The sequence below is a fragment of the Lacibacter sp. H375 genome (assembly GCF_037892425.1).
Classification (GTDB): domain Bacteria; phylum Bacteroidota; class Bacteroidia; order Chitinophagales; family Chitinophagaceae; genus Lacibacter.
On the sequence record NZ_JBBKTT010000001.1, the window covers coordinates 2,642,669 to 2,668,707 of the forward strand.

General features: G+C 39.6%; 18 protein-coding genes. 13 read left to right on the forward strand and 5 right to left on the reverse strand.

The genetic code is table 11. From position 1 onward, the window contains the following. Positions 1-7: 7 nt before the first annotated feature. The gene (locus tag WG954_RS11515) at positions 8-883 is read right to left on the reverse strand and encodes a bifunctional 5,10-methylenetetrahydrofolate dehydrogenase/5,10-methenyltetrahydrofolate cyclohydrolase (protein WP_340436589.1); all 876 of its coding nucleotides are present in this window, start codon (positions 881-883) and stop codon (positions 8-10) included. Positions 884-994: 111 nt separating this feature from the next. On the opposite strand from WG954_RS11515, the gene WG954_RS11520 reads away from it, so the two are divergent. The 7 genes from WG954_RS11520 (at position 995) to WG954_RS11550 (ending at position 11,824) form a co-directional block, all read left to right on the forward strand. Further along, positions 995-1,825 carry a PorV/PorQ family protein gene (locus WG954_RS11520; RefSeq protein WP_340436590.1) on the forward strand — a complete coding sequence of 277 codons (831 nt, stop codon included), beginning with the start codon at positions 995-997 and terminating at the stop codon, positions 1,823-1,825. Then, positions 1,822-3,870, forward strand: coding sequence for a ComEA family DNA-binding protein (locus WG954_RS11525; RefSeq protein ID WP_340436592.1), 2,049 nt, complete (start codon positions 1,822-1,824; stop codon positions 3,868-3,870). The genes WG954_RS11520 and WG954_RS11525 overlap by 4 nt, the downstream gene beginning before the upstream one ends. 139 nt (positions 3,871-4,009) lie before the next feature. Then, complete coding sequence (locus WG954_RS11530; RefSeq protein WP_340436594.1) at positions 4,010-7,117, forward strand: SusC/RagA family TonB-linked outer membrane protein; 3,108 nt, start codon at positions 4,010-4,012, stop codon at positions 7,115-7,117. Positions 7,118-7,135: 18 nt separating this feature from the next. Further along, positions 7,136-8,629, forward strand: coding sequence for a hypothetical protein (locus tag WG954_RS11535; RefSeq protein WP_340436596.1), 1,494 nt, complete (start codon positions 7,136-7,138; stop codon positions 8,627-8,629). A 115-nt stretch (positions 8,630-8,744) separates the two neighbouring features. Beyond that, complete coding sequence (locus WG954_RS11540; RefSeq protein ID WP_340436598.1) at positions 8,745-9,719, forward strand: acetyl-CoA carboxylase carboxyltransferase subunit alpha; 975 nt, start codon at positions 8,745-8,747, stop codon at positions 9,717-9,719. Between the two features lie 48 nt (positions 9,720-9,767). After that, the gene (gene dapA / locus WG954_RS11545) at positions 9,768-10,655 is read left to right on the forward strand and encodes a 4-hydroxy-tetrahydrodipicolinate synthase (protein ID WP_340436600.1); all 888 of its coding nucleotides are present in this window, start codon (positions 9,768-9,770) and stop codon (positions 10,653-10,655) included. A 263-nt stretch (positions 10,656-10,918) separates the two neighbouring features. After that, complete coding sequence (locus WG954_RS11550; protein WP_340436602.1) at positions 10,919-11,824, forward strand: alpha/beta hydrolase; 906 nt, start codon at positions 10,919-10,921, stop codon at positions 11,822-11,824. On the opposite strand, the gene WG954_RS11555 is transcribed toward WG954_RS11550, so the two are convergent. Further along, entirely contained in the window at positions 11,812-12,714 is a 903-nt protein-coding gene (locus WG954_RS11555; protein WP_340436604.1) for a ribonuclease Z, read from the reverse strand. The genes WG954_RS11550 and WG954_RS11555 overlap by 13 nt on opposite strands. A gap of 50 nt (positions 12,715-12,764) precedes the next feature. After that, positions 12,765-13,139, reverse strand: coding sequence for an STAS domain-containing protein (locus WG954_RS11560; RefSeq protein WP_340436607.1), 375 nt, complete (start codon positions 13,137-13,139; stop codon positions 12,765-12,767). A gap of 85 nt (positions 13,140-13,224) precedes the next feature. Between WG954_RS11560 and WG954_RS11565 the strand changes: the two genes are divergently transcribed. From WG954_RS11565 to WG954_RS11585, 5 genes are all read left to right on the forward strand, one after another. Next, entirely contained in the window at positions 13,225-15,762 is a 2,538-nt protein-coding gene (locus WG954_RS11565) for an ATP-dependent Clp protease ATP-binding subunit (protein ID WP_340436609.1), read from the forward strand. Positions 15,763-15,827: 65 nt separating this feature from the next. After that, complete coding sequence (gene cmk, locus WG954_RS11570; RefSeq protein WP_340436611.1) at positions 15,828-16,511, forward strand: (d)CMP kinase; 684 nt, start codon at positions 15,828-15,830, stop codon at positions 16,509-16,511. A 300-nt stretch (positions 16,512-16,811) separates the two neighbouring features. After that, the gene (locus WG954_RS11575; protein ID WP_340436612.1) at positions 16,812-17,762 is read left to right on the forward strand and encodes a T9SS type A sorting domain-containing protein; all 951 of its coding nucleotides are present in this window, start codon (positions 16,812-16,814) and stop codon (positions 17,760-17,762) included. Positions 17,763-18,366: 604 nt separating this feature from the next. Further along, positions 18,367-19,695 (forward strand): T9SS type A sorting domain-containing protein, encoded by a 1,329-nt coding sequence (locus WG954_RS11580; RefSeq protein ID WP_340436613.1) that lies wholly within the window; start codon positions 18,367-18,369, stop codon positions 19,693-19,695. 287 nt (positions 19,696-19,982) lie between these two features. Further along, a complete protein-coding gene (locus WG954_RS11585; protein WP_340436615.1) occupies positions 19,983-21,536 on the forward strand; it encodes a T9SS type A sorting domain-containing protein in 1,554 nt (517 codons plus the stop codon). A gap of 49 nt (positions 21,537-21,585) precedes the next feature. Here WG954_RS11585 and WG954_RS11590 read toward each other — a convergent pair whose 3' ends face one another. Then, positions 21,586-22,812, reverse strand: coding sequence for a 4-hydroxy-3-methylbut-2-enyl diphosphate reductase (locus tag WG954_RS11590; RefSeq protein WP_340436617.1), 1,227 nt, complete (start codon positions 22,810-22,812; stop codon positions 21,586-21,588). A gap of 134 nt (positions 22,813-22,946) precedes the next feature. Here WG954_RS11590 and WG954_RS11595 point away from each other — a divergent pair, with 134 nt between their 5' ends. Next, on the forward strand, positions 22,947-24,227 hold the full coding sequence (locus WG954_RS11595; protein ID WP_340436619.1) for an alpha-amylase family glycosyl hydrolase: 1,281 nt from the start codon (positions 22,947-22,949) through the stop codon (positions 24,225-24,227). Between the two features lie 56 nt (positions 24,228-24,283). Here WG954_RS11595 and WG954_RS11600 read toward each other — a convergent pair whose 3' ends face one another. Continuing rightward, positions 24,284-25,783 (reverse strand): trypsin-like peptidase domain-containing protein, encoded by a 1,500-nt coding sequence (locus tag WG954_RS11600; protein WP_340436621.1) that lies wholly within the window; start codon positions 25,781-25,783, stop codon positions 24,284-24,286. Between the last annotated feature and the right edge of the window lie 256 nt (positions 25,784-26,039).

Here is a 26,039-nt window from a genome sequence, read left to right on the forward strand (position 1 = left end):
CGAAGGCTTACTGCTTCTTCATGTAAGCATTGTAGGTATTCATCAACAAACCTGCAATGGTCATAGGGCCTACGCCACCAGGTACGGGTGTGATAGCACTACTTTTCGGAGCAACTTCATCAAACTTTACATCGCCTTTTAATGCAAAACCACTTTTCTTGCTTGCATCTGTCACACGTGTAATACCCACGTCAACAATCACAGCACCTTCTTTCACCATATCGGCAGTTAAAAATTCTGCCTGACCCAATGCAGCTACAATAATGTCGCCTTGCAAACAGATCTCTTTGAGATTGGTAGTAGCGGAATGACAAATAGTAACGGTACAATTACCGGGATATGCTTTACGACTTAATAAAATACTCATGGGTGTGCCCACAATATGACTGCGGCCGATCACCACTGCATGTTTTCCTTTTGTTTCTATTTTGAAATGTTCTAACAACAAAAGAATGCCATAAGGAGTAGCTGGAATAAAAGTTGGTGTTCCACTCACCATATTACCTACACTCACCGGGTGAAATCCATCCACATCTTTCGACGGATCAATCGCATTGATCACTTTATCATCACTGATATGTTTTGGCACTGGTAATTGCACAAGAATGCCATCCACATCTGCATTGTTATTTAACTCTTCAATTTCACGCAACAGTTCTTCTTCGCTGATGGTAGACGGGAAACGTTTTAAGGTTGATTCAAACCCAATCTCGGCGCAGGTTTTCACTTTGGATGCCACATATGTTTCACTGGCACCATCGGTACCAACCAATATCGCTGCCAAATGGGGCGAACGTTTCCCCTGTTCCTGTAATGTTGAAGTTTTTTTCTTGAGATCTTCCTTAATGGCTTGGGCCGCCAGTTTACCGTCGAGTAGTTGCATGGCGCAAAAATAACGCAGCAGGCGATTGTTTCAAGACAGTTCTAAAAAATTAAACACTAATATTTTACCTGCAGGAATAAATGATTAAATTTCTGATCCAAAACCTTCTGCTTGAAAACATCTATACTATTCCTTTCTTTCTTTTCATGTTGCTTTCTGTGTGCCCAAACGGTGCGGCAGCCTTTGGTAAATAGCTATCCCGGGCTTGGAGCATATAGCAAAAACGCATCTGATGCATTCTCGTTTATGGTGAATCCTGCCGCTTTGGCCAATATTCAACAAACAGGGGCAGGGGTTTACAGCGAAAGGCGTTTCCTGCTGAATGCGTTAAGTCAATACACAGCTGTTGCAGGTTTTCAAACCAACTCAGGATCCTTTGGATTGCAGGCCGATTATTTTGGTTATTCAAATTACAACGAAACACAGATCGGTCTTGGTTATGCAAGGTCGTTGGGAAAGAAAATAGATGTTGGAGCGAAATTCAATTATTACAATCTGCGTATACCTGCTTACACATCTGCTTCTGCATTTCATTTTGAAGCAGGAGTGTTGATGCACTTGAGTGATAAACTGCATGCGGGTTTCAGTGTATTCAATCCGGTTGGCGGAGAGTTGAATAAAGCAGCCTATGAAAAAATTGCTTCGGTATATCGTGGAGGATTGGGTTATGAAGTGAGTGATCGCTTTTTCATCAGCGCTGAATTGATAAAGGAAGAAAATAAAAATGCCGGTGTGAATGCGGTGTTTCAATATGAACTGTTGAAACAATTATTGATCCGTGCAGGTATCAATACAGTCAATACTCAGCCATTTGTTGGCGTAGGTTTAAAGTTTGGCGCTTTCAGGGTTGATGTGGCAACGGCATATCATCCTCAGTTAGGTATTTCACCAGCGGTAATGATCTTATTCAATGGTAAAAAGAAAGAGAAGAACGAGGAGTGAAAAAAGAAATCATCATACTCGTTTTTTGTTTTTGTTATGCAACCGGTATAGCACAGGAAACACAAACCACTGAACAGCAGATCGAGAATATTACCGAAGTAAATGAATCTGAAACGGAAGATGATTCTTACTTGCAATCGCTCAGGCATTATCAACGCAATAAACTTAATCTCAATAGTGCTTCCGAAACTGAATTAAAGGAATTTACTTTTTTATCGCCTTTACAAATAGCAAATTTTCTTAACTACCGACGCCTATTTGGAAAGTTCATCAGCATTTATGAATTGCAGTCAATACCAACATGGGACAATGAACTAATTCAAAAAATATTGCCGTTTGTAATGGTTGGTCCTGCAATATCGTTGAGAGAAGATGTTGGCCGAAGGTTGCTTGATGGTGAGCATACAATTCTTTCACGCATCACTTATGTACTGGAAGAATCAGAAGGATTCAGAAGAAGAAAAGATACAGCAGCAACAAGTTATTATCCCGGAAGCAGAGAACGTTTCTTGTTGCGTTACAAATATGTGTACAGGAATCTATTGCAGTATGGTATCACCGCTGAAAAAGATCCGGGTGAGCAATGGTTTAAAGGTGCACAGCGTAATGGGTTTGACTATTATTCGGCTCATTTGTTTGTTAGAAATGTGGGGATCATTAAAAATCTTGCTATTGGTGATTACACGGTGAATATGGGGCAGGGGTTGATTCAATGGCAATCGTTAGCGTTTAAGAAAAGTGTTGATGTGGTGAATACAAAACGACAGGCATCTATTCTTCGCCCGTTCAATTCAACTAATGAATATTTCTTTAATCGTGGTGCAGCAATCACGTTGGAAAAGAACCGTTTTCAGGTAACAGGCTTCGCATCTGTTCGAAAGGTGAGTGGCAATCTTACTGTTGATACATTGAATGCAGAAGATTATTTTTCTTCACTCGTTACATCAGGCCTGCATCGCACACCTAATGAACAAGCTGATAAGAATGCTGTGCAAATGAATTCTTTTGGCGGAAATATCAGCTACAATACCGGCAATCTTCATTTAGGTGCAAACGCTGTGCATTTTCAGTTTGACAAAGAATTGAAAAAAGATAACCAGCCTTATAACAATTATGCATTTAACGGTAAGCAACTCACCAACATGAGTGTTGACTGGAGTTACACTTGGCGAAACATGCATTGGTATGGCGAAGTAGCAAATCATAACAATAATAATTATGGGATGATGAGTGGTTTGCTTGTTAGTGCTGATCCAAAAGTTGATCTGTCGTTTGTTTACAGGAATATTCAGAAAAGTTATCAATCAATATTTGGTAATGCATTTACTGAAGGCACGTATCCCACTAATGAAAAAGGATTGTTTGCAGGAGCTTCCATCAAACCAAATGCAAAATGGAGACTTGACGCCTACATGGATTTCTATCGGTTCCCTTATTTGCGTTTCCGTATTGATGCTCCATCAAATGGACAGGATTACCTTGCACAGTTAACATATCGCCCAAACAAGCAAATTGAAATTTACACACGTTTCCGACAGGAAAGCAAGGCACTTAATTATACCAATGATGGTGAGTTGGTAACGGCATTGGTCGAACCTGTAACCCGAAAAAACTGGAGAACACAAATTCAATACAAGGTGAATCAGTCTATAACACTTCGGCAGCGGTTGGATGCGATGTGGTACGATGTGGGCGGCCCATTAGAAAGCCGAGGCTTTCTTGCTTTTTTTGATGTGTTTTATAATCCTCAACTAAAGCCTATTTCGGCCAACCTGCGCTTGCAATATTTTGAAACAGACGATTATAACAGCCGTATTTACGCATATGAAAATGATGTACTTTATGGGTTTTCTATTCCTCCCTTTTCCGATAAGGGCTACCGCTACTACTTGAATTTGAACTACGATGTATCTAAAAAGCTGGTACTTTGGGTACGGTGGGCACAGGTTATCTATAGAAACAAAACTGTAATTGGCTCCGGGCTTGATGAAATTGCAGGTAATCAACGCAGCGAGGTAAAGGTGCAGATGATATGGCGTTTGTAATATTTTTCCGTCTTAAAAGCAGCTATACGGTATAAAGACTTGTCAGAGTAGGAATAAGCCTTTTATAAAAATTAACAATTTTTTGTTAGTATAATAGAAGGCTTATATTTGAGACGTCTTTTTAACTAAATCAATCAACATGAGAAAAATTGCAACAGTCTTAGTCCTGCTGTTAAGTTGTGGGCTGACCTTTGCCCAACAAAGGACTGTAACCGGAAAAGTTACATCTGAAGACGGATCACCACTTGCTGGCGCTACCGTCTCTGCGAAGGGTGGAAATTCATCCACAACTACAGATGTGGCCGGACGCTTCAGTCTGGCTGTCGGTCCAAAAGTCAAAACTTTAATTTTCAGTTATGTAGGTTTAGCTACAACTGAAGTTGACATTGAAGGAGGGGAAGTGAATATCTCCTTAAAAAATCAAAGTGCCGAGATTAGTGAAGTAATTGTTACAGGTGTTGCCGGTGCAACATCTAGAAAAAAGATGACAGTTTCTGTAACTAAAGTAGGTGCAGAACAACTGCAAACTGTGCCCGCTTCTTCCGCAGCCAATGCTTTGGCAGGTAAAGTGGCCGGTTTAAAAACTTCTTCAGTGAACGGTAATCCTGGACAGGGTGCCGATTTGTTGTTAAGAGGTGACAATAACCTTGGAACCAGTTCGGCTCCACTCATTCTAGTTGATGGAGTAATCTTATCAGGTAGCCTTGCCGACATCAATATTGATGACGTTGAGTCAATCGAAGTGGTTAAAGGTGCCGCTGCAGCAGCTGCATATGGTTCAAGAGCCGGTAATGGTGTAATTTCTGTTATTACTAAAAGAGGTAAAGGGCTTGGGCTTAATAAACCAGCTATAACAGTGAGAAACGAAATAGGAATGCAAGACCTATCCCACTACCTGAAAACATCAGAGTCTCACTACTATAGGTTAGCAACTGATTGGCAAACAGCGCAGGGTAAATACACTAAGTACGCAGGTGTTACCTATCCTGCTAATTACATTGGTGCCGGTTTCGACCCTGGAATCAGTGGTTCAAGAGGTATTGATCCTGATGGCTATATGGATAATCCATTTGGTGTTTACCGTAACCCCCAAGCCGAGTTCTTCAGAACGGGTGTGAATATGGTAAACTTCATTTCAGTAGCAAACCGTACAGAAAAGAACAACGTCTATCTTTCTTTTGAAAATAATAAGCAGGAAGGTGTTGTAAAACTGACTGATGGATACGAAAGACAGAACTTCAGATTTAATATCGATCAGAATATTACTCCATGGCTACGTTTCAGTGCCTCAAACTTATTTATCAATAGGTCTTCAAGCACGGCTGGGGCGTCAAGTGGATTGTTTTACAATATTGCCCGTATGGAAAAAGATGTTAATCTGAGTGCTCCAAATCCAGACGGACAGCCCTATTACCTGCGTATCAATAACTTTAATGCGGAAGTAACCAATCCTTTGTATCCATTGTACAAGCAAAAAAACAGCTCTAAATCACGTAGATGGGTGGCTAATTATAACGTCAACATTCGATTTACACAATGGGCTGACCTGGATGTAATTCAAACAATGGAGACTGATAACTTCAGATCTTCAAGTATTAACCCTCAGGATACTTGGACTAGATCAGGCGGTACGGCTGCAACCATGGGTATGTCTTATACACAGGGTAGTATGTCCCAATCTACCAGCGAATCCAGAGTCAACAATACGCAAATCAATCTTAACCTCAACCATAAATTCGGTGATTTCTCTACCAGAGGTAAATTGTCTTATCTCTACGAAAACAGAAATTACGAGAGCAATTTCATTAGTGCTTCTCAATTCAGAATCTCTGGTATTGAAAACTTTGAAAATTTTTCAAGCATCAATGACGCATCTTCTTACGTAGAAAGCGAAAAGGCGCAAAACTATTTTGCAATCTTAGGCTTGGATTGGAAAGACAAGATCCTTTTTGATGGTATGTTCCGTTATGATGGTTCTTCTTTGTTTGGCCCTGATGCTCGTTGGAACCCTTATTACAGGGCATCTGCTGGTTATCGAATTTCTGAAGATTTCAAAATCAAAGGAATTGATGAATTAAAAATTAGAGCTGCATATGGTACAGCCGGTATCCGTCCTGGTTTTGATTGGCAGTATGAAGTTTATAATCTCTCAAACGGTAATGCCGTAGCAAGCCAAAAAGGGAACACATTCCTGAAACCTTCGACAACTGAAGAAAAGGAAATTGGCTTAAATGTTGATTTCTTAAAGAAATTCAGCTTAGAGGTTACTTATGCTGAGTCTGTAACAAGAGATCAGTTTTTGAATGTGCCATTGATTCCTTTTTTGAATGATGGTTTTAACAGCCAGTGGCAAAATGCCGGTACAGTAAAATCTAACACGCTTGAATTGACATTTGGAGCGAATTGGATAAAGAAGAAAGACTTCTCATGGAAATCAACCGTTGTATTCTCAAGAGTGAAACAAAGAATTACTGACTTGCCAATCGCTCCATATTTAGCGGGTGGTCAGGATTTCAATGGCGATCAGAATATCTTCTATGTTAAAGGAGGCGAAGTATATGGTGCAATCTACGGATACAGGATGGTACGTACATTAGAAGAAATGGCTACTCAGCTCCCTGCTGGTAAAACAATTTCTGACTACGTTATCAACAGTGAAGGATATGTAATTCCGAAAGGAACTGAAGGAACAACTTCTGAATTGCCGATCAAGCGTTTGAATTCCGATGGTTCTTTATGGTATGGTAAAATTGGTAATGGTAACCCTGATTTTGTGGCGGGTATTACTAATACATTAACCTACAAAGGTTTCCAGCTCTACATTTTGTTAGATTGGAAGCAAGGCGGTGATATTTACAATGGTAAAGAGCAACGTTTGGTGTTTAACTATATCAGCCAAAAACAGGATATGACCAATGTACCTGCCGGTCAGAAAAAAGCTGCTGCATACTGGGGTACAGGAATGTATGATGCTAACAATGCCAATGCTTATTGGGTTGAAGACGGTACTTATTTAAAGGTTCGTGAAATTGCCTTAGGTTATTCAGTGCCTACAAAAGCACTAAGTGGAATTTTCAATGGTTTTGTCAAGGGGATCAATGCGAAAGTGATTGGCCGTAACCTGTTAACCTTTACTAATTATTCAGGTTATGATCCTGAAGTAGGTACAATCAGATATCCGGTGGATGGCATTTATGCCAACCCGATTTACCGGAATATTGCATTCTCACTTCAGTTTAATTTTTAATACCATAAATGTTTTAATATGAAAAAGATTAACAGATACCTATTTTTTATAGCCTTACTGTCAGTTGGTCTGGCCGGCTGTAAAAAAGATTTGTTGGATGTTCCCAATGGAAATGATCCTGACTTTTTGAAAGTATACGCAAAAGGTGAGGATGTCGAAAATGTTGCAGCAGGTCTTTTTAACACAGTGTTTCATGGTGAACATGATTTTACCGGTGTGCAAATGATGATGGCTGTAGCTGCAGACCACGCTACCTGTTCGTGGGGTAACGCAGGGATGAGAGATATGTCATGGGAGCCACGTAACAATGGTTGGAATAATTCACCCAGCTATGGTAATGGTCCGGTATTAAAGGCTACATATGATAAAATGTACTCAGCTATTTCAACTGCCAGTAAAGTAATAAAGGCAATTGATAACGGAGTTGACATTGGTACTAACGGTGCAAATAATGCCAGGGCTATTGCTGCCGCACGATTTGTTCAGGGTTTGGCTTATGGTAATTTGGCTTTATTGTTCGATAAAGCACATGTTGTTGATGAAGCAACTTCTGTTGAAGGCGTTCTTGAAACTGCATTGACTTACAAACAGGTTGCAACTGCAGCACTAGGTTATATTGACAAGGCGATTACAGAAGCGAATTCAACTTTTACAATTCCTGCAAGCTGGTTTGGTACTCCTGCAGATATTTCAAGCGCAGATTTTAAAAAGATGTGTAATACAGCTGCTGCACGAATTCTTGCTTATCTTCCGAGGAATAAAACAGAACTAGCGGCTGTTGATTGGGCGAAAGTGAAGACTTATGCAGACAATGGTATTACTTCAGACTGGAAAATTGCTATGGATGGCACAAGCACATGGTATTTTGAGGCTGGTGATTACCTTACATATCCAGGCTGGGGCCGTACTGATATGTATGTTGTGAATTTGATGGATCCAACACAACCAAAGCATTGGGACGATTCACCAACTTTCCCTCATCCGCCGGCATCAACCAACCCGGTTGACCAACGTCTGAATACAGATTTTGAGTTTCTCGCATCAAATGATTTTCTTGCTGCAAGAGGTTACTACCATTTCTCTAACTACAGAAATAAGCGTTATGACGCTATTTATGTAGCTGCGATTGGTGAGAAAGCTGAAGTAATGAAAGCTGAAAATGATCTTCTCAGAGCTGAAGCAAGGGCTTACACCAACGATTTAGCTGGTGCAGCAGCAATCATCAATGCAGGTAGCCGTGTTACAAGAGGTGGCATGGCTCCGGTAGCTCCTGTGCTTGCTGATATAGTAAAAGCTATTCACCACGAAAGACATGTAGAACTTTATACAACCGGTATGGGTATTCAGTTTTTCGAAATGCGCAAGTTGAACCTTTTACAAAAAGGTACTCCTCTGCATTTTCCTATTCCTGCAAAAATATTAGAGCTATTCCGCTTATCACCTCCATTCTATACGTTTGGAACTGAGGCTAAAGCTGATGGTATCGGGACATCAAATGCAGGTTGGAGATAACAGAAATATTTAATCAGTTAATGAAATACACGGGCCACCTCAAAAGAGGTGGCCTTTTTCATTAATATTGCAGCTCAATCTGTTAATTTTAGCACTCTAATATTCTTTATATATTATGCCATCACTCGAAAACCGTCAGTTCATCGAAATCGAAAAGCCCATTAAGGACTTGGTTGATGAGCTAAAGGAATTACGCCATAAGGCAGAGAAAAATCCGAAGATCGACTATTCGGCAACTATTCAACAACTTGAGCAAAGCATCATTGATAAACGTAATGAAATTACCCAGCACCTTACGAGCTGGCAAAAAGTACAACTGAGCCGTCACCCCGACAGACCTTATACATTGAAGTACATCGATAAAATGTGTACCAATTTCGTAGAATTATATGGCGACAGAGGTGTGAAAGATGATAAAGCCATGGTTGGCGGTTTTGCACAACTGGACGGAGAAACGGTCATGGTCATTGGTCAACAAAAAGGGATCAATACAAAAATGCGTCAGCTGAGGAACTTTGGAATGGCCAACCCTGAGGGTTACCGCAAAGCATTACGTTTAATGAAGCTTGCGGAGAAATTCAATAAACCTGTTATTACATTGATTGATACACCGGGTGCGTTTCCCGGTCTTGAGGCCGAAGAACGTGGACAAGGCGAAGCCATCGCCCGTAATATCTATGAAATGATCCGCTTGAAAGTGCCTGTTATCTGTGTAATCATTGGCGAGGGAGCGAGTGGCGGTGCATTAGGAATTGGTGTGGGCGATAAAGTATTAATGCTGGAAAATACATGGTACACGGTGATCTCTCCTGAAAGTTGCAGTTCGATTTTATGGCGCAGCTGGGAAAAGAAGGAAGTTGCTGCAGAGCAATTGAAGCTTACGCCTGAGCATATGTACAAATTCGGTATTGTAGATGGTATTGTACCAGAACCTGCCGGTGGTGCTCATTGGGATTATGATGCTGCTGCACAAATGCTGAAAAAGGAGTTGATTCCAGTATTGCAACAATTAAAAACAATTGCTCCTGAAGATCGCATCAATCAACGGATTGAGCGTTACAGTAAGATGGGCTTTTGGGACGAGCTATAACAAAACATTGCACTTAAACACAACTATTAATATTTCTTCTAATCAACTATGAGCTTTAGAGATCAACTGCGTGGAACCGGTGTGGCATTGGTTACTCCATTTAAAGACAACATGGAGATCGATTATCCAGCCCTAGAACGTGTTATTGATTTTGTGATCGATAACGGAGTAGAATATGTTATTACTCTCGGAACAACAGGTGAAACACCAACCCTGAGTAAGGACGAAAAGATTGAACTGATTCTTTTTACCTATGAAAAGGTGGCCGATCGTGTTCCTGTTGTAGTGGGCATTGGCGGTAACAATACTTTGTCGTTGATCAAAGATCTTGAAACATTCCCTTTACAAAAAGCGGCAGCTGTTTTGAGTGCGAGCCCATATTACAATAAGCCTTCACAGGAAGGTATTTATCAACATTACAAAGCATTGGCGGAAGTATCACCGAAGCCAATCATCCTATACAATGTACCTGGTCGTACTGGTAGAAACATGACCGCTGGAACAACGTTGCGATTGGCACATGATTTCGAAAACATCATTGGTATTAAAGAAGCGAGTGGTGATATGGCCCAGTCGATGCAAATACTCAAAGACAAGCCAGCCGATTTCCTGGTGGTAAGTGGTGATGATAATTTAGCAATGCCTCAGATCGCTTGCGGAATGGATGGTGTTATTAGCGTTGCTGCCAACTGTTTGCCAAAACAATTCAGTGAAATGGTGAGACTTTCATTAAAAGGGAATTTCGCTGCTGCAAAATTGCTGAACGATCAGATGCTTGAAGCGTATGATCTTCTGTTTGCAGAAAATAATCCCGCCGGCGTTAAAGCATTCATGACTGAATTGAATTTGCTTGAAAACAAACTTCGATTACCTGTTGTTCCATTAAGTGAAGGTTTACACAAATCTGTAAAAAACTACCTGCAACGTTTGGGATAAGAAAACCTTCTTCTCATAACAATATGTACAACTATTGCTGGCGGTTTATTCTTTTATTGATAACAGTTTCCTGTTGCCACAGTTTATCCTTTGCGCAGTTCACGGTTAAGTTTGAGGTAATTAATCAGCCAATAGCTCATAACGCAGATACACTTTTTGTTGCAGGAAATTTTAATGGTTGGAATCCCGGACTACAATCTTTTAAGTTTTTTAAATCAGCCAATGGCAATTTAGTTTCTGAAGTCAAAGCAGTTGCAAAGGGCTTGCTTGAATACAAGATCACTAGAGGAAGCTGGTCAAAAGTAGAATGTGCAGCAAGTGGTACATCAATCGCTAACCGGGTTGCACAAATTAATTCCGATACAACATTACCAATTCAAATAGAGGGCTGGGCTGATGATATACCAGGCCGCCCACCTGTTTCAACCCGTACCAAGAATGTATTTGTAATGGATACGGCATTTTTCATTCCTCAACTCAACAGGAAAAGAAGAGTGTGGGTTTATTTACCGGCAGATTATGCGTTCAACAAAAAGGAATATCCTGTTTTGTATATGCACGATGGTCAGAATCTTTTTGATGCACTCACTTCTTCGTTTGGAGAATGGGGGGTGGATGAAATGATGGATAGCGTAAGGCAAAGAAACCAAAGTATTATTGTTGGTATTGATCATGGCGATAGTAAACGGCTTACAGAATATAACCCTTACTCATCAAGGTTTGGAGATGGGGAAGGCGATGCCTATGTGGATTTTCTTGCACAAACTTTAAAGCCATATATCGATAAACGTTTTCGTACTAAACCTGGACCGGCAAATACTTCAATTGCCGGTAGTTCTATGGGAGGCCTCATCTCTTTTTATGCTGTGTTGAAATATCCTGCCGTATTTGGAAGGGCAGGTGTTTTCTCACCCGCATTCTGGATTGCTCCGGACTTAATCACAAAAGTTGAAAAAACATCATCCATCAAGTCGCCTTTTTACTTTGTTTGTGGTGAGTTGGAAGGGGAGCAGATGACAAAAGACATGCAGCTTGTTTATCAGCAGGTGAAAAAGAAAGGATCAACTAAATCCATCTACCGAGTTGTTGCAAATGGCCAACATAATGAACGTTTCTGGCAGAAAGAGTTACCTGCTTTTTACATGTGGCTAATTAATCAAACCAAGTAAGTAACACCTTCAGTTGCCAGTTCTGTATTTGGAAAAACCTCTCTTGCTTCTGTTCCAAATTGCTCAATTATCTCAAATTTCGCCGAGAAATGCCCGATCAATAATCTTCCCGCATTTGCTTTTAAGGCAATGGTAGCTGCCTGCTTACTGGTAGAATGAAAGCGTTCTGTTGCTTTTTCAGTTAAGGCAGCAGGGTAAGTACTTTCATGATAGATGAGATCAGCATGTTTTACAATTGGCACGAGGGCTTCATCATAAATGGTATCAGCACAAAAAGCATAGCTTTTTGATTTTACGTTTTCATCGGTAAGTAATTCATTTTTGATCATTCCTCCGTCGCCGGTAACAAAATCTTCACCTGCCTGCAGACTGCCGAAAGCAGAAGTAGGAATGTTATAGAAAGAAGTTTTCTCAATATTTATCTTTCTTGGTTGTCGTTTTTCTCGTACGATAAAGCCCCAGCACTCAATGCGGTGTTGAGTAGGGAAACATTCCACGGTGTAGCTTTTAGAATCAAGCAATAAGCCAGCTTTATCAATTGGATGAAAGGTGAATGAGAATGGTAATGATGTATTTGAAATGCGGAACTGCAAGTTGATTACCTCAATTAATGCTGCCGGTCCGTATACGTGCAATGGTTGAATACGGCCAAGCAAGGCAAAACTGTTGAGCAAACCAATTAAGCCGAAATAGTGATCGCCATGCAAATGTGAAATAAAAATATGATTGATACGGCTACGTTTGATACGGTAGTTAAGGATCTGAATTTGACTTCCTTCACCACAATCGAACATTAACAGATCATCGGCAGTAGTAATAATTTGAGCGGTGGGGTGTCTGCCGAAAGCAGGTATAGCAGAGTTATTTCCAAGAATGGTTACAGCCAGCATGAAGGCAATTGGTTTAGTTGTTTGGTGAAGTTTTGTTTAAGGTAACACGTTTATTCATCTTCAAAAAGCTCACGTTCAATTTCTTCCATTTGAACAATGTCCCATGCTTCGCTTTCTGTTGGTGTATAATTCAGCAGATCAAGGATTTCAACTTTGTCGAGAAATTCTTCCAGCTCAGGTTTCATTTCACAAATAACAAAGGATAATTCCAAATCATAGAATTCCTGTTGACTATTTAAAATAATTTGAGCGACCTGTTCGTCCATATTTGTCACTTGGCTCAGGTTAAGGATTACGTTTTTGACTTCCTTTTCACGGCAGGTAAGCAACAATTGGCTGATTTCGGCTGTCATATTTTCCGAAAGTGTTGTTTCCATGGGTGTCAGTACATGAAATTTTTCCTTGGTATCAATTTTGACATTCATAGTTATTATTAACAGATAGTGTGTAACTTATAGTAAACTTCAGTCAAAATTATTCGTTATAATTGTAAAAACCGAATATCCATCTATGGATCATAATTTTTCAACCCAAGTAAAAGAAATCATTTCGTTCAGCAGGGAAGAAGCATTGAGGCTTGGAAATGATTTTATCGGAACTGAACATCTCGTGTTAGGGATGATCAGGGAAGGAGAGAACACTGCCATTAAAGTATTAAAAAATCTGCATGTTGATCTTTACGAGCTGCGAAAGGAAATTGAATTGGCAGTGAAAGACAAAACAGGAAAGAACATTGCCAATATCAACAGCTTGCCTCTAACGAAACAGGCAGAAAAGGTAATACGTGTAACTGTGCTTGAAGCAAAAGCACTTAAAAGTCCGCAGGTGGAAACAGAACACCTGATGTTATCAATATTAAAAAACAAAGAAAATATTGCTACTCAGATTTTAAACCAATTTGAAATTGATTACGATATTTTCAGAAATGAATTAGGTATGGTAAAATCAAACGAACCCCGTGCCGAGTATGATGATCCCGGCGAAGAAGACTTTGATGATGAAAAATCGAAGTATTCACAATCTCGTTCTAAACAACAAGCTGGTGCAAAAAGTAAAACACCTGTGCTTGACAATTTCGGAAGAGATATTACACGATTAGCTGAGAACGGGTCATTGGATCCAATTGTTGGTCGTGAAACAGAAATTGAGCGTGTATCACAAATCCTCTCCCGAAGGAAAAAGAACAATCCAATATTAATTGGTGAACCTGGTGTTGGTAAAACAGCCATTGTTGAAGGTCTTGCACTTCGTATTGTACAACGTAAGGTTTCACGTGTGTTGTATGATAAGCGTGTTGTATCGCTTGATCTTGCAGCATTGGTTGCCGGAACAAAATATCGTGGACAGTTCGAAGAGCGTATGAAAGCAATCATGAATGAATTGGAGAAAAACAGAGATGTTATTCTTTTCATTGATGAGATTCATACAATTGTTGGAGCGGGTGGTGCAAGTGGTTCACTTGATGCTTCAAATATTTTTAAACCTGCGTTATCCAGAGGTGAATTACAATGTATTGGTGCATCTACATTAGATGAATACAGAATGTACATTGAAAAAGATGGTGCATTAGACCGTCGTTTTCAGAAAGTAATTATTGATCCTCCAAGTATTGATGAAACAATTCAGATCCTTCATAATATCAAATCGAAATATGAAGAGTTTCATAATGTAGCTTATAACGATGAAGCAATTAACGCTTGTGTTAAGTTGAGTGATCGTTATATGACCGATCGTTTATTACCGGATAAAGCGATTGATGTGCTGGATGAAGTTGGTGCAAGAGTGCATTTAAAAAACATAAACGTGCCACAGGAAATTCTTGATCTTGAGAAAAAGATCGAAGACATCAAACAGGAAAAGAATAAAGTGGTGAAAAGTCAGCGATTTGAAGAGGCTGCATCACTTCGTGATACTGAAAAACGTTTGGGTGAAGAATTAGAAAAAGCAAAAGCGAAATGGGAAGAAGAAAGTAAGCACAAACGTTATCCGATAGACGAAGAAGCAATTGCTGAAGTGGTGAGTATGATGACGGGTATTCCGGTTAAACGCATGGTACAGGCTGAAACTGATAAGCTCCGCCGTATGGCAGATGATTTGCAAGGGGCAGTAATTGGCCAAGATGAAGCGATCAGCAAAGTGGTGAAAGCAATTCAGCGTAACAGGGTAGGGTTGAAAGATCCAAAGAAGCCGATTGGTACATTTATCTTCCTGGGTCCTACAGGTGTTGGTAAAACTGAGTTAGCCCGTGCATTAGCTAGGTATATGTTCGATAGTGATGATGCTCTCATTCGTATTGATATGAGTGAGTACATGGAGAAATTCACTGTGAGCCGTTTGATTGGCGCACCTCCCGGCTATGTTGGTTATGAAGAAGGTGGTCAATTAACTGAACGTGTACGCCGTAAGCCATACTCAGTTGTGTTGTTAGATGAAATTGAAAAAGCACATCCGGATATTTATAATATTTTATTGCAAGTGTTGGATGATGGTCAATTAACCGATGGACTTGGCCGTAAGGTTGATTTTAAGAACACACTGATAATTATGACATCTAATATTGGTGTTCGTCAATTGAAAGATTTTGGTGAAGGTGTAGGTTTTGCAACAGCAACACGTATGCAGAATGCGGAAGAGAATAACAAGGCGGTGATTGAAAAAGCCCTGAAGAAAACATTTTCTCCTGAATTCCTGAACAGGATCGATGATGTGATGATCTTTAATTCTCTCACAAGAGATCATATCTTCCGCATTATAGATATCCTGATGAAAGGCGTAAGTGCCAGGTTAAAAAATCTTGGATTTGCACTTGAGCTCACTGAAGAGGCAAAAGAATTCATTTCTGATAAAGGATATGATGCACAGTTTGGCGCCCGTCCTTTGCACCGTGCAATTCAAAAATATCTCGAAGATCCGTTAGCAGAAGAGATATTGAATATGAATATTAAAGATGGTGATGTGTTGATCGCTGATCTGGATAAAGAGAATCAGAAAATAAAATTCTCTTTTAAAGAAAAGGCGAAAAAATCAGCAAAATCATCAGAAGCATAAAGAAATACACTTCTCAATACCTCAAACCCCGCTCTTGCAGCGGGGTTTTTAATTAGTTTTGCTTTGTGGAGAAAAATAAAAAAATTACGATAGCTATCGATGGGTGGTCGAGTTGTGGTAAAAGCACATTGGCAAAGCAATTGTCGAAAGAGCTTGGCTATATATACATTGACAGCGGGGCAATGTACCGTGCTATAACGCTTTATTTTCTACGCAACCATATTGACTGGACTAATGAAGCGGAAGTAGATGAGGCGCTGACTAATATCACACTGGAATTCAAGTCAAACAATAAAACAGGCGACTCAGAAATCTTCCTCAATGAAGAAAATGTAGAGTATGTAATCCGTGATCTTGTTGTAGCTGAAAAGGTAAGTGAGGTCGCTGCTATTAAAGCCGTTCGTTCATTTGCTGTGGCCCAACAACAGAAAATGGGTGCAGAAAAAGGCATTATTATGGACGGCCGTGATATTGGCACAACCGTATTCCCCAATGCTGAATTGAAAATTTTCATGACCGCTGATAATGCCATCAGGGTTGAGCGACGTTTCAAAGAACTCTTCGAGAAGAATCCCAATATTACAATTGAAGAGGTAAAGTCAAACCTGGAGATGAGAGACTATATCGATTCGCATAGAGAAGTAAGCCCGCTTCAAAAAGCAGCCGATGCAGTGGTAATTGACAATACTGATCTTACACAATCCCAGCAACTACAAATTGCACTTAAGTATGTAAGGATGAAGCAGTAATAGCTCGCATGCCAAAAAGTATTTTCAAAAATTTCTAAAAAAAGCTTTGCATTTTCAAAACCTACGTATATCTTCGCCCTACCATCTAATCCTGATATCCCAAGAACTTCCCCTAAATCCGTTCATCCGAACAATCCAATTTTTCTCTTTTAAGAACTTAATTTCTGGTTATACTGTCCATCTTCCTGTGATGAGCTATGTCGTTTTACGACACAGTAATCACTATATCCTCCATTGAATAGCTTTTTCAAAAGGTGTCCTTTGAACCGCCAATCTATTTTTTACCTCTAAACCTTTTTTATGAAAAAGTTTTTACTCTCTTCGGCTTTTGCTCTTTTAATCGCTGCAGCGTTTGCTCAGCCAGTTCCTTGCCCTACTAGTTTCAAGCGTAACAACGGTAACAATTGCGCACTTGGTGGCGGAATTACATTGACATTTGCAGCCAATGCAGTTATTCCTGCAAATCTTCAGATTTTATTAGTTACGCCTGTTGGATTTCCAGGTTCAGCTACTGTTATTGAAACTACAAAGTCAGTTACTCCCAATGGTACAGGAATAACGTGGTGTTTTGAAACGGACAACTTGCCGCCTGCAAATAACACATCAGCATATCAGGTAACTTTTTACATTGATGGCTCTCTTGATGGCGTTATAAATAATCAGTTTGATCCAGGCGAGAAACAAAGTTCATGTACTGAAGGTACGTTACCTGTAACTTTAGTTGGTTTCAATGCTGCTCAAAGAAGCAATAAAGTAAATCTTTCTTGGGAAACTTTATTTGAATTGAATAACGATGGTTTTGAAATTGAGCGTCGTATTGGTGGTGGTGCATATCAAAAGATTGCTTTTGTTGATTCAAAAGCGCCAGGTGGTAATGGGGATGCATTCTCTTACAGTTTCGAAGATGCTACGAGCCTCCCTAAAGGTGTAACATACTATCGCCTTCGTCAGGTTGATCTTGACGGTCGTGCAACTTATAGCGAAATCAAAGCAGTAAGAACTGGTAATGGAACTATCATTTTATCAGTGTATCCTAACCCTAGTCGTGGAACAACAAATGTTGCTCTTCCTTCAGGTGTTGGAACTTACGATGTATCACTCGATGACTTTACTGGTAAATCAGTTCAACGTTTCAGTGGTCTTACTTCAAGTAATCTCCAGTTGAATAATTTGAAACCAGGTATGTACATGCTGCGTGTAAGCATCCGTGCAACTGGTGAAACCATCACAGAAAGAATTGCAGTGCAATAAAATACGGGACAGGAAAAACCAGATAAGATCAAAACAAATGAAAGCCTCACGTAAGTGGGGCTTTCTGTTTTTATAGAAAAAAAATAACACAGTTCATTTGCATTTATAAATAATCCACTCTATTTTTATGTCCTAATCTATTCTCCATCCTACGAACACTCAATTACTTTATCTCCAATTTTCCATTCCAAATTTTATTTCATTACTAACTCCAAGCTTCCTTTGAATGATCTGATTTTGTTCAGATAAATTTCTATTCACCTATATCCCATTGATTAACTTTTTCAAAAGGTGTCCTTCGAATTACCTCTGATTTCTTCACCTCAAAAACCTTTTTATGAAAAAGTTTTTACAAATCTTGATTTTCTTTTTTTGCTTAATTTCCTCAAATCATTTAAAAGCTCAGTGCACAGTAAATAATGTAGTGATAGAGAAATTCAGTTTCTCGCCTGGGATAGGAGGGACTAATGTTACTATTGATGTTTCTTTTACAGCATCTACAAACGGTGGGAACAAACTGGTTTTTTTTCATGTTTGGAAGCAATTGGAATATCCACAGGCACAAATGCACCCGAGCCCTTTTAATTGTGACGGTAATCAGTCCGTGGCTCCTGCTCCCGTAAGAGTTAGCGACGGCAACTCAGAAATTGATGTGCTGGACAATGCATTTTTGAATTATGGCTTCAATATTAATACCGTTTCCTCTACGGCCCATACTACAGCCGGCATAATCACCAGCTACTCAGCTTATGATCTTAATGTGCCTTTAAATCACACTGGTTCTACAATTAAGAAAACAAATATTAGCACTGACGTTGATCGCATTTCAATTCTTAATTTAAGTTTCTTTATTCCTGGTTATGATTACCAAGTTGACCCGTTCATACAAGTACGTGCGTTTAACTGGTCAACAAACGGGACAGGTGGTAAACCGCAATGTTGGGGTTGTACTCCAACATTTACAGTTGGAGATCCGATTGTTGGCGGATCAGTTGTATGTTCACAACCAGGTGGTGGTAGTCAGCCAAAATATAATTTGTTTATTGATAGCAAATATGATGACCTTGCCACACTGGGCATCCAAACTATTCAAGGAAATTATACATTGTATGCTGACGTGAATGGAAGCCAGTTGTTTGAAGAGGGTGTTGACTTATTGGTTAAAAATACGACTAACTTCATTACCTCTATCGAAGATCCAAATACTCCAGGGCAAGAAGTTCCAACCGGGTTCAATAGCAGGTATGCAGAATTTAATGCTTCGTTTGGCGTGAACCTCCCCGCTGGTTTCAACGGAAAGATTTTTGCAAAAGTAATTGTCACAACCACAGGATATTTGGGTGCCGGCGTGGTTGGAGATTTGCCAAATAATTGTGCTCCGCTTCCTGTTTCGCTCAAATCATTCAATGCCACACAAAGAAGTAACAAAGCATTCTTAACATGGGAAACTGACCTTGAAAATAACAACGACGGATTTGACGTTGAAAGACGTTCTGCCGGTAACAGTCAGTACCAAAAAATAGGGTTTGTTGATTCAAAAGCTCCAGGTGGAACAGGCAGTGCTTATTCATACAGCTTTGATGACAACCAGGCATTGGCAAAAGGTGTTACGTATTATCGTTTGCGCCAGGTTGATCTTGATGGCAAAGCCACATATAGTGAAGTAAAAGCAGTGCGTACCGGTAATGGCGGATTGCTTACAATTTCCATCTATCCAAATCCAAACCGTGGCGCCGCTAATGTAACTATTCCTGAAAGCGCTGGTAAAATGGATGTATCATTAGATGATTACACAGGCAAGTCTATTCAACGATGGAGTGGCATAAGTGTACGTAATCTTCAATTGAATAATATGCGGCCTGGTATTTATATGCTTCGCATAAATTTCCGTGAAACGGGTGAAACTATAACTGAACGAATTATTGTTCAATAAAATTTCTTTGGACAGGAAAAACCAGATAAAACCGAAGAGAAGAGGCCTCCGAAAGGAGGCTTCTTTATTTTATATACCTGCATGATGACAATCATACGGCAATTAGTTTCTTCAAATGCAAGTCATTGTTTTCATCTACTTGTAGTAATATCTTTCGATAAAATTAATTACATGGAATATTCATTTGGATTTGATGCTGCTCTTTAATCTTCAGCCAGCTCTAAAATGAACGGCATCATCTGGCAACGAGCCGGGCTGAAAATTGTTCATTTCTCAATTTGTATTTTATGAAAAAGTATATACTCCTGTTACCGGTAGTGATATTTCTTTCAGGCTATAACATCCTTTTCGCCCAATGCAATGTTACAAACGTAATTGTAAGTAATGTTCGAACATCCCCATCCGGCACTGATAGTTTGTTGTACACCATAGATCTTCAATTTAATGCTACAGTAAACGGCGGCAATAAAGATGTGTGGCTCCATATGTGGCGTGAGGAGGACTATCCTACTTCAGCAATGCAACGATATAATTGCACGAGTCAACAAAGTACGGCACCCGCACCTTCTACATTTAGTGAGGCAAATAACAATCTTGATGTCTTAGATAAAGCGTTTCTTACTTTCGGATTTGATGATAATGCCATTAATACGGATGTTCCCGGATTAACAGGCATTTTTACCGATTACCACTATGATGCTGCTGTTACGCCTAATTACCTTGGGGCTACTATTTATAGAATTGCACATAGTACCGACCCTAATGTGGACCATGTTTATATTCAGGATCTGTCATTTAAAGTTAGTAACACTGCACTTGATTTTTTACAGGTTCGGGCATTCAGCTGGTCAACTGTGGGCGATCAGCGTCCGCAATGTTGGGGATGTGGTGAAACGTTTGTAGTAGGTGACCCAACTGTATCAGGTTCTGTTAACTGTACAGCAACAAGAACATATAACTTAAATATCCAAAGTAAATTTGACGATGTAACTGTTCCGGGTATTGAAACTATTTCAGGCTATTATCGTTTGTATATTGATGTAGACAGAAGTGGATCAATTAATGAAGGAATAGACATTCTTGCGCAAACAACTACAAATTTCAACACAGGGTTTGTTCCAGGTACAGTTCTTCCCGGATTCAAAAGTGCTTATGTAGGGTCAGTACTGTCGTTCAATAACTATACATTTCAAAATGGCGACACTAACTCGAATAAGTCGTTGATTGCATTGGTAAATATTACCACTCCGGGTTACCTTGGAGCCGGTGCAACAGGAATTCTGAATAACCCCTGTACAGTGTTGCCGGTTGAGATGTTGGATTTTAAAGCTCAGCGGTTGTTTAACAATGTAAACCTCACTTGGGAAACTGCACAGGAATTTAATTTCAGTGGGTTTGATGTGCAACGAAAAATTGGTAAAGGCGCATATACAAGTATTGGATTTGTAACAGCTAAAGCAAATGAAGGTAATGGTGCTGCTTACAATTTTACCGATGCTGATCTTGCTTCCGGAACGAATGTATTGTATCGCTTGCGCATTGTAGATAAAGATGGAGCTTACAGTTACAGTGATATCAGAGCTATTCGTAATAACGCTCAAAAAATTGATGTATCTGTTTATCCTAATCCATGTAATGGATTCTTTGCAATAGCTGTTCCTGCCGATGCAGGTCTATATGATGTAATACTAACTGATGTGGCAGGAAAAACTTTGAAATCAATGAACGGCTTGCGTAGTCAGTCATTACAAATGAATAGTCTCAACCCAGGAATATATATTATAAAGATATGGTTCCGTGAAACTAGCGAAGCCATCACAGAAAGGATAGTTGTAAAATAAGTAGTGACGGGGATTGATAACAGCAGCGGGGCTCTAAGAGCCCCGCTTTTTATTGGTAAGTTTCTTTTAACTGTTGAAATGAATCGGCCGCCTTGCATATTAAAGCAAGTTTATCCATCACCGCTTCCACCAATGAATCAGGACAGGAAGCTCCGCTGCTGATCAGAATTTTAACCGGTCGTTTTGCAGGCAAAAAATCTTTCGTAACGTATTCTTTCTTATCATGAAAATTGAAATGCATGATCTCGGTTTCAGAAAGAATCTTATCTGTACTGTTAATAAAATAGGTCGGTAGTTTTTCTTCACATAACTCAACAAGGTGTGTAGTATTTGAACTGTTATATCCACCAACAATCACCGCAATATCAGCATCAGTTTCCAGCATACCTGTTATTGCAGTCTGGTTATCGTTGGTAGCATAACAAAGTGTATCTCTTGTATCAGCAAATCGTTCTCCTATGTTTTGTGCATTTAAATTGTAATGCTTCATCACCAGCGATTTCAAATATTCTGCTATTGCCTGTGTATCGCTGGCAAGTTGTGTAGTTTGATTTACCACGCCAAACCGTTCAAGGTCTTTTGTAATATCAAATCCATTTGAATAAAGTCCTTTAAACTCTTCATAGAACTGTTCGGCTGGTTTTTCGCCAGTGATATATTTTCCCAGCTCAATGGTTTCTTTCATATCATTCACGATCACAGTAGGTGTGTGTGAACTTGCATGCGAAAAAGTTGCTCTTGTTTCTTCGTGTTTTGGCTTACCGTGTACCACAATTGAATAGCCTTTGCCAGCGATCTGTTCGCTTCTGTTCCATACTTTTTCTACGAAAGGGCAAGTTGTATTATATTTTTCTGTGGCAATACCTTTTGCATTTAACATCTTTTCAATATCGAGCGTTGTACCAAATGCAGGAATAATCACAACATCATCACTGGTGATCTCATCGAATGGAATGATTTGTTTGCCATAAGTGTCTTGCAGAAACTGTACACCACGCTCAATAAGCGTTGCATTTACTTGCGGATTGTGGATCATTTCACTCAACAAAAAAATGCGTTTGCCTTTGTTTTCTTCAATTGTTTTAAACGCGATTTCAATTGCATTTTCTACACCATAACAAAAGCCGAAATGGCGGGCAAGATAAAATTGAACCGGACCCAGATCAAGAAGAGTAGGCGAGAAGTCTTTTTTTAACTTGTCTTGTTCTTTTCGTTTTGCCTTAATGCCCGTAATAAGTTGGCTACGGTAGATATTTGGTACTTCAAACTTTTTCATGTCGTTTTATAACAGTTGCAAAGGTACATGGTTTACAAGTGGCCAACGGTATTTTGCCTGAGGTTTGATTTTCTATTGCTTACTAAAGGCTGTTTGCTGATTGGTTCGTATCATTGAGGCGAATTATAACTACTATGTCCACTGAATTCAGGCCCGCTGCTTGGGTAAGCTCCACGAATATTTATGAAGTGAATCTTCGTCAGTATACGGCTGAAGGTACTTTTCTTGCATTTTCAAAACATCTTACAAGGTTAAAGGATATGGGTGTTGAAGTGATCTGGTTCATGCCTGTAACACCTATCTCAGAAAAAAACAGGAAGGGAACGCTTGGAAGCTACTATGCCTGCTCCAGTTATGTAAACACAAATCCTGAGTTTGGGACGGTCGATGAGTTTAAAGCATTAGTGAAATCGATCCATGCATTGGGAATGAAGGTGATCATTGATTGGGTAGCCAACCACACCGGATGGGATCATGAGTGGACTATTTCTCATCCTGATTATTATACACAGGATTACAAAGGAAACTTTAAGCCACCGGTTGAGAATTGGGAAGATGTGATCCATCTCAACTTTTATAATGCTGCATTGCGCAGAGCAATGATTGATGCGATGAAGTTTTGGGTAAATGATTGCGGCATTGATGGTTTTCGTTGCGATATGGCTATGCTGGTGCCTGTCGATTTTTGGAAAGAGGCAAGAACTGAATTAGATATGATTCGTCCTCTTTTTTGGTTGGGTGAATTTGATCAATGGAATGATGAAGCCTATGCTCATGTATTCGACATCAGCTATACCTGGCACTGGATGCATATATCAGAAGAATTTTACAAGAATCATCGAAGAATGGTTGAATTAGATAAAGCGCTGACCGGTTACAAGCAAAAGCAACCTTCACATCACCTGCATTCTTTTTTCACAAGCAATCATGATGAGAACAGTTGGAATGGATCTGAATATGAAAAGTATGGAGCTTTTGCTTTACCATTGGCGGTATTCAGTTGCACATGGGATGGCGTTCCGTTATTATACAGCGGCCAGGAACTGCCAAATAATAAAAGATTGGCATTTTTTGATAAGGATGAGATTGAATGGACAGATCAACCCGTATTGCATACATTCTATCGAAAACTGCTTGGGCTTCGTAAAGACTATCCATCTTTATTGGGCCACGATGAACATAGTTTTACGTGGCGAATTGCCACAGACCGCCCAGATGAAGTGTTTTGTTTCGTGAGAAAGAATAAAGAAAAGGAACTTTTGGTGTTGTTGAACTTTTCCGAGAAGCCTATGAACTTTGTTTTACATGATTTGCGGGTTAGGGGTGAATTCAACGATATCTTTTCAACCGACAAAAAAGATGCAGCCGATACATTTACACTTGAACCGTGGGGTTATAAAGTAATGATCAAATAAAAAAAATCCCTCGCTTTTAAACGAGGGATTTTTTTATGAGGTATCTGCGTTTTTATTTATGGCTCATTACGCAGATCGTTAATTGCATATTGGTAAACACCTTCATATCCGGGATAAATACCTTCAATGATGATGCTGTTACCTGCATTATCAATTGCTTTCTTGAGATCATCTACAGACTTAACAGCTTTGCCACCTGCACGAACAATAATAAATCCTTTTTTGATCGTTGTTTGTTCTGCAATTAAACCATCGCTTAAAGCCTGCACAACCACACCGCCTTCAACACCATACTCTTTTGCTTTCTTAGCATCGAGTGTAGATAAATCTGCACCTAAACGATCGATTGCAGATGTTTTAACGATCTCTGTATTACCGCTGCTGTTTTTTAATGTAAGTACAGCTGTTCCTTCTTTACCATTTCTCAGGTAAGTAACATTTATTTTCTGACCAGGACGATAGCTCGCAACAGTACCGGTTAATTCATACCAGGTAGCAACTGTCTTGTTATCAAGTTTAATAATCTTATCTCCTTTCTTTAAACCTGCATCTTCAGCTGCGCTATTACTCATTACTTCACCAACAACAACACCATCGCCTTCTTTAATTTGTGAATCAGTATTCTCGTCTGCATTTGCTTCGGGGCGAATACCAAGAAATGCACGTTGTACAGTACCGAACTTAATTAAGTCATCAACTACTTTCTTTACAATGTTTACTGGAATTGCATAAGAATACCCTGCGTATGTTCCGGTAGGTGATGCGATTGCTGCGTTAATACCAATCAGCTGTCCGCTTGTATTTACCAATGCGCCACCACTGTTACCTTGGTTTACAGCAGCATCTGTTTGAATAAAGCTTTCAACCACATTTGCATTACGTCCTGCTTTACGTTGATTGATACCAAGGAAGCGATATTTGGCACTAACAATACCCGCAGTAACAGTAGTTTCTAATGTCAAGGGATAACCAACTGCTAATACCCATTGGCCAAGTTTCACTTCATCAGAATTTCCATATAATAAATAAGGGAAACTAGTGCCTTCAATTTTTACAACAGCCAGATCAGTATTTGCATCTGTTGCAATTACTTTCGCTTTGTATTGTTTTTTGTTATGTAGTGTAACCGTTACTTCATCAGCACCATCAACCACATGGTTGTTGGTCACAATATATCCATCAGCTGAAATAAACACACCACTACCACTTGCCATCTGCGGACGGTTGCTTTGAGGACCTCCGAAAAAATCATCAAAAAATTCGTCGCCAAAAATATCTCCAAATGGGCTACGGCGTTTTTGTTGATTATTGGTTTGCGTAGGGTTTGTTTTTGTTTTTATATGCACTACTCCCGCAACAGTAGAGTTTGCTGCCGCTTCAAAATCAACAGGGCCGGGCGCTCCACCACCATCAAATAATCCTGCGTAATTAACAGGTAACTGACCTTGACTTTGAGCCACAGAATTACTCCTTGTGAGTTTTGCATAGATGAAAACACTTGAGAGAGCTGTAACGGCACTCACAAGTACGGTTACAATAATGTGTTTTGCTTTCATGTTTATACTTCGTTTTTGTTTTTAATTATCAAAGGATGTGCCTTTCGTTTTGTAAAATAACAAAGCTGACATCATTTCAGATCTACCAAGAAGCCACATTTAACAAACAGTTATGAAGACCTTCGTAGTTCTGCTAAAGTTACAGATTTCTTGTCTCAGAGTTGTAGTTGAAACGTCAAACCTACTGTCATTTAACGTTACGTTCTGTCATTTGGTATTAATGAAATGGCGAAGCGGAAATAAAAAATCCCGTTGA